This is a genomic window from Rathayibacter rubneri (genome assembly GCF_023743255.1).
Taxonomy (GTDB): domain Bacteria; phylum Actinomycetota; class Actinomycetes; order Actinomycetales; family Microbacteriaceae; genus Rathayibacter; species Rathayibacter rubneri.
Map to the genome: position 1 here is coordinate 1 of NZ_JAMRYM010000115.1, position 9,172 is coordinate 9,172.

A 9,172-nucleotide genomic window follows, 5' to 3' on the forward strand; every position below is an offset into this window, starting at 1 on the left:
CGCTCCCCGAGTCCAGCACGTTTCCGGCGGTCATCCGCTCGGCGGTGCTCGGCCACGTCGGCCGCTCGCGCCTCGAGCACCGCCTCCCCCTCGTCCCCGGGAGCATCGACGAGCTCGACCTCCCACTCCCGCCAGCGCCGCTCGACTCCGGTGCGCTCGTCGCGGGCGATGACGAGGTCGTCGGCCACCTCGGCGAGCTGGCGCCCGTCGGCGGCGAGCACGCGGGTGATGCCCCGGGACGTCTCGAGCAGGGCGAGGGGCTCGAGGCGCGAGCGGCCGACGTGGCCGAGCACCGCCGAGCGGATGACCGCCGGAACCGTGCTGGACTCGGTGAGCGGCGCGTGGATCTCGGTGCGCCCCGCGGAGCCGGGCAGCTTGACGTGCCAGCCCTCGTCCGCGCCGCCCGCCCGGCGCCGCAGGGTGATGCGGCCGCGCGAGAGGGCGCGTCCCGAGGTGTCGAAGTACTCGGCGCGCAGAGCCACCGGGGCCTCGCGCTCCGTCGACGCCACCGGTCCGGCTCCCACGAGGTCCGGCAGCTCGGTGTCGGCGCCGACGTCGTACTTGCGCTCGATCTCGGTCTGCGTGTGCGAGGTGCGACCCCCGGTCGCGGCGGGCTTCTTCGACTTCTTCGCACTCGGCATGGTCCATTCTGCGCACGGCGGGCGCGTGCGGCGCACCCGGGGGCGCCCGGATGCCGCTCCGGCCTAGGCTGAGGGGATGACTGCGCCCGTCCCGCCCGTCGCCCGCCGCGTCCCCCTGGAGCGCCGTCACCACGGCGACACGGTGGTCGATCAGTACGAGTGGCTCCGCGAGAAGGAGGACCCCGAGGTCCTCGCCCATCTCGAGGCCGAGAACGCCTACACCGACGCGGTCCTCGAGCCGCTGGCGCCGCTGCGGGAGCGGCTCTTCGAGGAGATCCGCTCGCGCACGAAGGAGACCGATCTCTCGGTGCCCGTCCGCGAGGGCGCCTGGTGGTACTTCTCGCGCTCCTTCGAGGGCCGCCAGTACGCGGTGCACTGCCGTGCCCCGATCAGCGGACCCGACGACTGGACCCCGCCCGCCCTCGGCGAGGGCGGCGAGCTCCCCGGCGAGCAGATCGTCCTCGACGGCAACGCCGAGGCCCAGGGGCACGAGTTCTTCTCCCTGGGCAGCTTCGACATCAGCGCCGACGGACGCTACCTGCTCTTCGGCACCGACGTCGAGGGCGACGAGCGCTACACCCTCCGCATCCGCGACCTCGAGACCGGCGAGGACCTGCCCGACGTCGTCGAGCAGACGGGCGGCGGAGCGACGTTCGGCGCCGATGCCCGCCACGTCTTCTACCCGACCGTCGACGAGTCGTGGCGGCCGGACACGATCATGCGCCACGAGGTCGGCACCGACGCCGCCTCCGACGTGGTGGTCTTCACCGAACCCGACGAGCGCTACTGGATCGGCGTCGGCCTCACCCGCAGCCGCCGCTTCCTGGTCATCGAGATCGGCAGCAAGATCACCAGCGAATGCCTCCTGCTGGACGCGCAGGACCCCACGGGCGAGTTCCGCTCGGTGTGGCCGCGCCGTGAGGGCGTGGAGTACGAGGTCGACCACGCCGTGATCGACGGGCGCGACCGCCTCCTCATCGTGCACAACGACGCGGCGCTCGACTTCGAGATCGTCGAGGAGCCGGCGGACCTCTCGCTGAGCGCCGAGGAGCGCGCGCGTCAGCGGCGCGTCGTGGTGCCCCATCTCGCCGGTCGCCGCATCGAGGGCGTCGACGCCTTCGCCCGGCACGTGGTCGTCTCCTACCGGTCGGAGGGTGCGACGCGCCTGGGCCTGCTCCGGGAGGGCGACGGCGAGGCCTCGCTCGACGAGATCGTCTTCGACGAGCCGCTCTACGATGCGGGTCTCGCCGGTAATCCGGAGTGGGAGCAGACGTCGCTGCGACTGGCCTACACGTCGTTCGTCACTGCGTCGACCGTCCTCGCGCTGGACGTGGCGAGCGGCGAGCGCACGGTGCTCAAGCAGCAGCCCGTGCTCGGCGACTACGACCCCGAGCGCTACGTGCAGCGACGGGAGTGGGCGATCGCTCAGGACGGGACGCGGATTCCGCTCTCGCTGGTCTGGCGCCGCGACGCCGCCGATCCCGACGCCGCCCCGGCTCCGCTGATCCTCTACGGCTACGGCTCCTACGAGGCGAGCATCGATCCCGGCTTCTCTATCCCCCGGCTCTCCCTGCTCGACCGCGGAGTCGTCTTCGCGATCGCGCACGTGCGCGGCGGCGGCGAGATGGGCCGCTCCTGGTACGAGAACGGCAGGACGCTCACCAAGAAGGCGACGTTCACCGACTTCGTCGACTCCGCCCGGCACCTCGTCGAGGCCGGGTTCACGACTCCGGAGCGGCTCGTCGCCCAGGGCGGCTCGGCCGGCGGCCTGCTGGTGGGCGCCGTCGCGAATCTCGCTCCGGAGCTGTTCGCGGGCGTCCTGGCCCAGGTGCCGTTCGTCGACGCGCTCACCTCGATCCTCGATCCGTCGCTGCCGCTCACGGTCATCGAGTGGGACGAGTGGGGCGACCCGCTGCACGACGCCGAGGTCTACGCCTACATGAAGTCGTACTCGCCCTACGAGAACGTGCGGGACGGAGTGCGGTACCCGCGGATCCTCGCGACGACCAGCCTCAACGACACGCGGGTGCTCTACGTGGAGCCGGCGAAGTGGATCGCGCGGCTCCGCGAGGCCGGGGCGCCGGCGCTGCTCAAGATCGAGATGACGGCCGGGCACGGCGGGGGCAGCGGCCGCTACGAGCGCTGGCGCGAGGTGGCCTTCGAGTACGCCTGGATGCTGGACGTGCTCCGAGCGTCCTGAGCGTCCGGCTCCGGATCGGGCGGCCCCGCCGCAAGCCCCACCCGCGTGTCACCCCCGACGCGTAGGGTTCGGGGTGCCGACGAAGGGAAGAGCATGAGCGCAGGCCTGTCGATCGACCGGATCGCCGCATGGGTGGCGGATCAGCGGTGGTACGCGAGCAAGGGGCGGCGCCCCGAGCTCGAGGTCCGCGGCGCGTGGTCGCTGCACCCCGAGGGCGGTGAGGTGGTGGACCACCTCTTCATCGACCGGGCGGGGACGACTCCCGTGCTGTACCAGGTGCCGGTGTCCGTGCACCCGGCACCGGTCGCCGGCCTCGAGGACGCGCTCGTCTACTCCGACGGCGAGCGCTGGGTCTACGACGCCCCGCGCGACCCCTTCTTCGCCCGCGCCCTGCTCGGCATGATCGCCGACGGCGGCCGTTCCGCCGAGGACGGCGCCGAGGGCGGCGCCCGGGCCGAGGGGCACCGGCAGCCCGGCGCCGTGATCGGTGCGTTCGCGTCGTCGAAGGTGCTCAGCGGCGAGCAGTCGAACACCTCCGTCATCGTCTCGACCACGGCCGAGGACGGCTCCGCCGGCACCCCCGTGATCGTGAAGGTCTTCCGAGCGCTGCACCACGGCGACAACCCCGACGTGACGGTGCAGTCGGCGCTCAACGCGGCCGGCAGCGCGCTGGTTCCGCCCGTCATCGGCAACGTCACCGGCGAGTGGGACGACGAGGGCGAGCCGAGCGGGCGCGCCTTCGGGCACCTCGCGTTCGCGCAGGAGTTCCTCCCCGGCGTCCAGGACGCGTGGCGGGTCGCCCTCGAGGCGGTCGGCGCCGACTCCGACTTCACCGGTCCCGCCCGCGAACTGGGCTCGGCGACCGCCGCGGTGCACGCCACGCTCGCCGACGTCCTCGAGACGGAGGAGGCGACCCCCGAGGTCGTCGAGCGCATCGTCGCGACCATGCGCCGTCGCCTCCGGATCGCGTCGTCGGAGGTGCCGGTCATCGCCGAGGACTCCGAGGCGATCGACGCCGTCTTCCGCGCCGCCGCGGCCGCACCCTGGCCCCGGCTGCAGCGCATCCACGGCGACTACCACCTGGGGCAGGTGCTGCTGGTCCCCGGTCGCGGCTGGGTCCTCCTCGACTTCGAGGGCGAGCCCCTGCGTCCGATGAACGAGCGGCGGATGCCCGACGTGGCCCTGCGCGACGTCGCGGGCATGCTGCGCTCCTTCGACTACGCCGCCGGAGCGCACGAGCAGAGCTCCCCCGGCTCCAGTCGCGCCGAGTGGGCCGCGGCGAGCCGCGCCGCGTTCCTCGAGGGCTACTCCGAGCGCGCGGGCGACGCCGTCGAGGCGCACCGCGCCGTGCTCGACGCGTTCGAGCTCGACAAGGCCGTCTACGAGGCGATCTACGAGGCCCGCAACCGCCCCCAGTGGCTGTCGATCCCGGTCACCGCGGTGCAGCGGCTCGTCGGACGCTCGTAGGGTGCAGGTATGAGCGAACGCGACGAGAAGCACGACGAGAAGCCCCTGGACCCGCTGAGCGACTTCAGCATCCCGGGCGACACGGATCTGCACACCGACGGCGACGCCTCGGGCGCCGACGGCACCGAGGTCGCGGAGCCGGGCTCCTCAGGCGACGAGTAGGACCTCGGGAGGGGCGGCCGGATCAGCGGCGGCCCCTCCCGTCCCCGTTCCGAGACGGCCCGGGCGCCGAGCGCGTGCTGAACCGACGGGATCCGGCGCCGCTCACCGCGTCAGAGCCAGCCCCAGCGCTTGAACAGGCGGTGCAGGATCACGCTCGACGCGACCATCAGCCCCAGCGCGGCCGGGTAGCCCCACGCCACGTGCAGCTCCGGCATCACATCGAAGTTCATGCCGTAGACGCTCGAGATCATCGTCGGTGCGAAGAAGATGGCCGCCCAGGCCGAGATGCGCTTGACCTCGTCGTTCTGCTGGTTGCCCGCCTCCGCCAGCCGCTTCATGTCCTCGTTCTGCCGCTGGGCGACGAGGGTCGCGTTGACCGCGAGGATCTCGCGGAGCGTCGTCCGGAAGCCCTCGACGCGCTCGTCGACGACGGCGACGTGGTCCGCGACGTCGCGGAGGTAGCGGCGCAGCTCGACGTCCTCGCGGAACACCTCGAAGTCGGTGACCAGGCGCCCGAGCATGCCCGTGAGCGGCCGGGTGGCCCGCTGGAAGTCGAGCACCTCCTGGCTCAGCTCGTAGATGCGCCGCGACACCGCGGGGTCCCCCTCGAAGACCTGGGCCTCGATCTCGTCGATGTCGTTCTCGAGGCCGGCGACCACCGGCGAGTACTGGTCGACCACCGCGTCCAGGATCGCGTAGAGGACCGCGACAGGGCCCTTGCGCAGGAGCTCGGGATCGGCCTCCATCCGGCGCCGCACGAGGGAGAGGTCCGGCTTCTCGGAGTGCCGGACGGTCACGACGAAGTTCGGGCCGACGAAGAGGTGCAGCTCGCCGAAGTCGACCTCCTCGCGCTGATCGGCGTAGCTCGCGGCCCGCAGGACCACGAACATGTCGCTGCCGTAGCGTTCGAGCTTCGGGCGCTGATGGGCGCTGATCGCGTCCTCGATCGCGAGGGGGTGCATCGAGAACTCGTCCTCGAGCGCCGCGAGCTCGCCCTCGGTCGGACGGTAGAGCCCGATCCACGCCATGGCGTCCGGGAGCCGCTGCAGCGCGGCGAGCGCCTCCGGGATGCTGCCGGGCGAGACGATGCGCCGGCCGTCCTGGTAGATCGCGTTGTCGACGGTGCTGGTGCGCGGCGGAGCCTCGACGGGGCGCAGCCGCTCGATCGGGCTGGTGTCCTCCGCGGCCGCGCGCGTGCGCGATCCGAGACCGAGGGACGGGACGCGGGGAAGCTTCACGATCGACTCCTCTCGCCTTCGCCGACGACCCATTGTGCACCTCCCGGTGAACAGCGGGTGTCCGGAGCGGATCCGCCCCCGCACCGCCGGCCGGTCCTCGGGTGTCGGAGGCTCTCAGTAGCCTGGAGGAACCAGAAGGGGGCCACCCCGCACGCCAGGAGGGACGACGTCGGTGAAGCTGCTCCACACCTCCGACTGGCACATCGGCCGCACCTTCCACGGCCACTCGAGCGTGCCCGCGCTGCGTGAGGTGCTCGAGGCTCTCGTGGCCACGGTGCGCGAGGAGGCCGTCGACGTCGTGCTCGTGGCGGGCGACGTCTTCGACTCCGCGGTGCCGGCCGGCGAGCACTACGCCCTGCTCACCCGCACGCTCGAGGAGCTCCGCGGCGCCGGAGCCGAGGTCGTCCTGACCAGCGGCAACCACGACTCCCCCGCGCGTCTGGGCTTCCAGGCGGGGCTCCTGCGCGGATCCGGCGTCCACGTCCTCACCGACCCCGAGGCGTACGCCGAGCCCGTGGTGCTCCGCGACGCGGGAGGGCTCGAGGTCGGGGTCTACGGCATCCCCTATCTCGAGCCGGCTCTCTACCGCCACCGGCACCCCGAGGAGTCGCTCCGCCGGCACGAGGACGTCCTCGCCTTCGCGATGCGGCGGATCCGCGCCTCGGCCGAGGCCGCCGGGCGGCACTGGGTCGTCCTCTCGCACTGCTTCGCCGTCGGCGCGCCCGCCGGCACCGTCGAGCGCGACATCACCGCCGGGGGCATCGACTACGTCTCGGTCGACCACTTCGCCGATGCCGACTACGCCGCCCTCGGGCACGTCCACGGCCGGGCCGAGCTGCTGCCGAACGTCCGCTACTCCGGTGCGCCCCTGCACTACTCCTTCGGCGAGGCGGCGAAGCCCCGCGGCGGCTGGATCGTGGAGCTCGGCGCCGACGGGCTGGAGGACGTCCGCTGGTCACCGCTGCCCGTGCCCCGCAGGCTCAGCGTGATCGAGGGGCGGCTCGACGAGCTGCTGGCCGATCCCTCGCTCGCGCAGAAGGAGCCGGACTGGGTCTCGGCCGTGCTGACCGACGAGGTGCGCCCCCTCGACGCGATGGCGCGTCTGCAGTCCCGGTTCCCCGGCTGCGTGGCCCTGGAGCATCGGCCGCCGAGCGCACCGGCCGCCGAGCCGACCGCCTACGCCGAGCGGATCCGCGGGCGCAGCGACGTCGAGATCGTCGACGACTTCCTCGCCCACGTGCGGGGACGCGGTGCCTCCGACGCCGAGCGCGGGATCGTCCTCGACGCCCTCGCGGCGGTCGACGCCGAGGCTCTGCGGTGAGGATCAGGCGCCTCGCCTTCGCCGGACTGGGACCGTTCCGCGACCCTCAGGAGATCGACTTCGACCGACTCGAGGACGTCGGCATCTACCTCATCGCGGGCCGCACCGGTGCGGGCAAGTCGACGATCCTCGACGCGATCAGCTTCGCCCTCTACGGCTCCGTGCCCCGCTTCGACGGCACCTCGGCGCGGCTCCGGAGCGATCACAGCGCGCCCGAGGACGAGACGTTCGCCGAGCTCGACTTCGAGGCCGCGGGCCGGCTCTACCGGATCCGGCGCTCGCCCGAGTACGAGCGCCCGGCCAAGCGCGGGGGCGGCACCACCCGTCAGGCGGCGAAGGTCTCGCTCCTGGAGTGCGTGGGCGGCTCCTGGAGCGGCGTGTCCTCCAGTGCGAAGGAGACGGGGGTCGAGATCGGCCGCATCGTCGGGCTGACCAAGGACCAGTTCCTGCAGGTGATCCTGCTGGCCCAGAACCGCTTCCACGAGTTCCTCCTCGCCAAGAACGACGAGCGGCAGAAGCTGCTGCGCACGCTCTTCGCCACCGAGCGCTACGAGCTGCTCCGACGTCGCCTGCTCGATCAGCGGCAGGAGAGCGCCGCCGCCCTCGAGGAGGAGCGCGCCGCGGTCGCCGCCCTCGCCGACGAGGCGCGCCGGCTCGGCGAGGACGACGAGGGCGACGCCGTCGACTCCGCGTGGTTCGCCGGACTCGTCCGCGCTCTCGCACCCCGCCTCGCCGAGGCGCGCACCGACGTCGACGGCGCCGACGAGGCGCACGTCGCCGCGCGCGCCGAGCTCGAGGCCGCCTCGATCCTCCGCCGTGCGCAGGAGCGCCGCTCGAGGGCGCTGCGCGAGAGCGAGGAGCTGGCGGTCGCCGAGGCCGTCGTCGTCGCGCAGCGCGAACGCGTGGAGCTCGCGCGACGCGCCGACGGCGTGCTGCCGGTGCTGCGATCGGCGGCCACGGCCCGCGCCGCGGCCGAGACCGCGACTGCTGATCGCGATCGTGCGGCGGAGCGGTTCCGCGCCGTCCTCGCCGGTCCCGCCGACCGTGCGGCGGCCGCCGAGCAGTCCGAAGCACTCGGACGGCGGCTGGGATCGCTCGCCGACGCCCTCGCCGAGGAGCGGCGGATCCCCGACGCCGAGACGGAGTCGGAGCGGGCCGAGCGCGCCCGCGGCCGCGCTCTCACCGACCTCGAGCAGATCGACGGCGAGCTGCAGGAGCTCCCGCTGCGGCTCGACGCGATCGGCGCCGAGGAGGAGTCGCTGAGTCCCGAGGCGGCCACGGCGTCCTCCCGCGCCGACGAGCTCGCCGCGCTCGAGCGCCGGATCGCCGCCGCCGCCGAGCGCGAGGGCGCCGCGTCGGCCCTCGCGTCGCTCCGCTCGGCGTACGCCGAGGCCGGTCGTCGGCACGGCCTGCTCGCCGCCGAGCACTCCGCGCTCGTGACGCGCCGGTTCGCCGGCTTCGCCGGGGAGCTCGCCGCCGCACTCGTCCCCGGCGAGTCCTGTCCCGTCTGCGGCTCGCACGACCACCCGCGACCGGCCGAGCACGGCGAGGTCGTCCCCGTGCGCACCGAGGACCTCGAACGCGCTCGCTCGGCGGTCGAGGCGGCCGCTCGGGCGATGGACCTGGCACGCGACCGCGAGGGCTCGGCGGCGCTCGCACTCGCCGCGCTCGAGGAGCGGGCCGGCACCGTTACCGCCGAGGCGCTCGACCTCGCCCGGATCGAGGCGGTCGAGCGCCTCGCCGCCGCCCGCGCCGCCGCGTCGCGCTGCGAGGTCCTGCGCAGCGAGCGCAGCACCGTGCGCCGCCGCCTCGACGAACTGACCGCACTCCGCGAGAGCGCCCGCACCGAGAACGAGCGGCGGACCCGCGAGGCGACGATCGCCGCGGAGGCGCTGCGCACCCTCCTCGAGAGGGTCCGGGCGCAGCGCGACGGAGCCGACAGCATCGCCGCCCGCGTGGCCGAGCTCACCGACCGGCGCCGCGTCGCGGACGCCCTCGTGGCCGCGGAGGACCTCGTGCTCTCGCGCCGTCGCGCGGCGGACGAGGCGGAGGAGCACCTCGAGTCGGTGCTCGCCGAGCGCGGCTTCGCCGACGCGGCCGCGGTGCAGGACGCGTCCCTCACCCCCGGGGAGCGCGCCGGGGC

7 protein-coding genes are annotated in these 9,172 nt (G+C 73.7%); 5 read left to right on the plus strand and 2 right to left on the minus strand.

All coding sequences use genetic code 11. The annotated features are described in order from the left end of the window. A partial coding sequence (locus NB037_RS17170; RefSeq protein WP_251947949.1) for a CYTH domain-containing protein occupies positions 1–641 on the minus strand: 641 nt, incomplete at its 3' end. 76 nt (positions 642–717) lie between these two features. Here NB037_RS17170 and NB037_RS17175 point away from each other — a divergent pair. The 3 genes from NB037_RS17175 (at position 718) to NB037_RS17185 (ending at position 4,470) form a co-directional block, all read left to right on the plus strand. Beyond that, positions 718–2,841 (plus strand): S9 family peptidase, encoded by a 2,124-nt coding sequence (locus tag NB037_RS17175; protein ID WP_251947952.1) that lies wholly within the window; start codon positions 718–720, stop codon positions 2,839–2,841. A 93-nt stretch (positions 2,842–2,934) separates the two neighbouring features. Continuing rightward, positions 2,935–4,308 carry a maltokinase N-terminal cap-like domain-containing protein gene (locus NB037_RS17180; RefSeq protein WP_251947954.1) on the plus strand — a complete coding sequence of 458 codons (1,374 nt, stop codon included), beginning with the start codon at positions 2,935–2,937 and terminating at the stop codon, positions 4,306–4,308. A 9-nt stretch (positions 4,309–4,317) separates the two neighbouring features. Continuing rightward, positions 4,318–4,470, plus strand: coding sequence for a hypothetical protein (locus tag NB037_RS17185; protein ID WP_251947956.1), 153 nt, complete (start codon positions 4,318–4,320; stop codon positions 4,468–4,470). Between the two features lie 110 nt (positions 4,471–4,580). Here the strand turns inward: NB037_RS17185 and NB037_RS17190 are convergent, their stop codons facing one another. Next, positions 4,581–5,708: a magnesium and cobalt transport protein CorA gene (locus NB037_RS17190; RefSeq protein WP_372490778.1), complete on the minus strand. Its 1,128-nt coding sequence runs from the start codon at positions 5,706–5,708 to the stop codon at positions 4,581–4,583. Between the two features lie 172 nt (positions 5,709–5,880). On the opposite strand from NB037_RS17190, the gene NB037_RS17195 reads away from it, so the two are divergent. Together NB037_RS17195 and NB037_RS17200 are read left to right on the plus strand one after the other, a co-directional pair. Continuing rightward, complete coding sequence (locus NB037_RS17195; protein ID WP_251947958.1) at positions 5,881–7,029, plus strand: exonuclease SbcCD subunit D; 1,149 nt, start codon at positions 5,881–5,883, stop codon at positions 7,027–7,029. Next, on the plus strand, positions 7,026–9,172 hold a 2,147-nt coding region (locus NB037_RS17200; RefSeq protein WP_251947960.1), incomplete at its 3' end, for an AAA family ATPase. The genes NB037_RS17195 and NB037_RS17200, both read left to right, overlap by 4 nt.

What these genes read in the sequence shown, in the direction of transcription:
- NB037_RS17185 (WP_251947956.1), top strand. Translation starts at nt 4,318, where the DNA reads ATGAGCGAACGCGACGAGAAGCACGACGAGAAGCCCCTGGACCCGCTG.
- NB037_RS17180 (WP_251947954.1), top strand. Translation starts at nt 2,935, where the DNA reads ATGAGCGCAGGCCTGTCGATCGACCGGATCGCCGCATGGGTGGCGGAT.
- NB037_RS17175 (WP_251947952.1), top strand. Translation starts at nt 718, where the DNA reads ATGACTGCGCCCGTCCCGCCCGTCGCCCGCCGCGTCCCCCTGGAGCGC.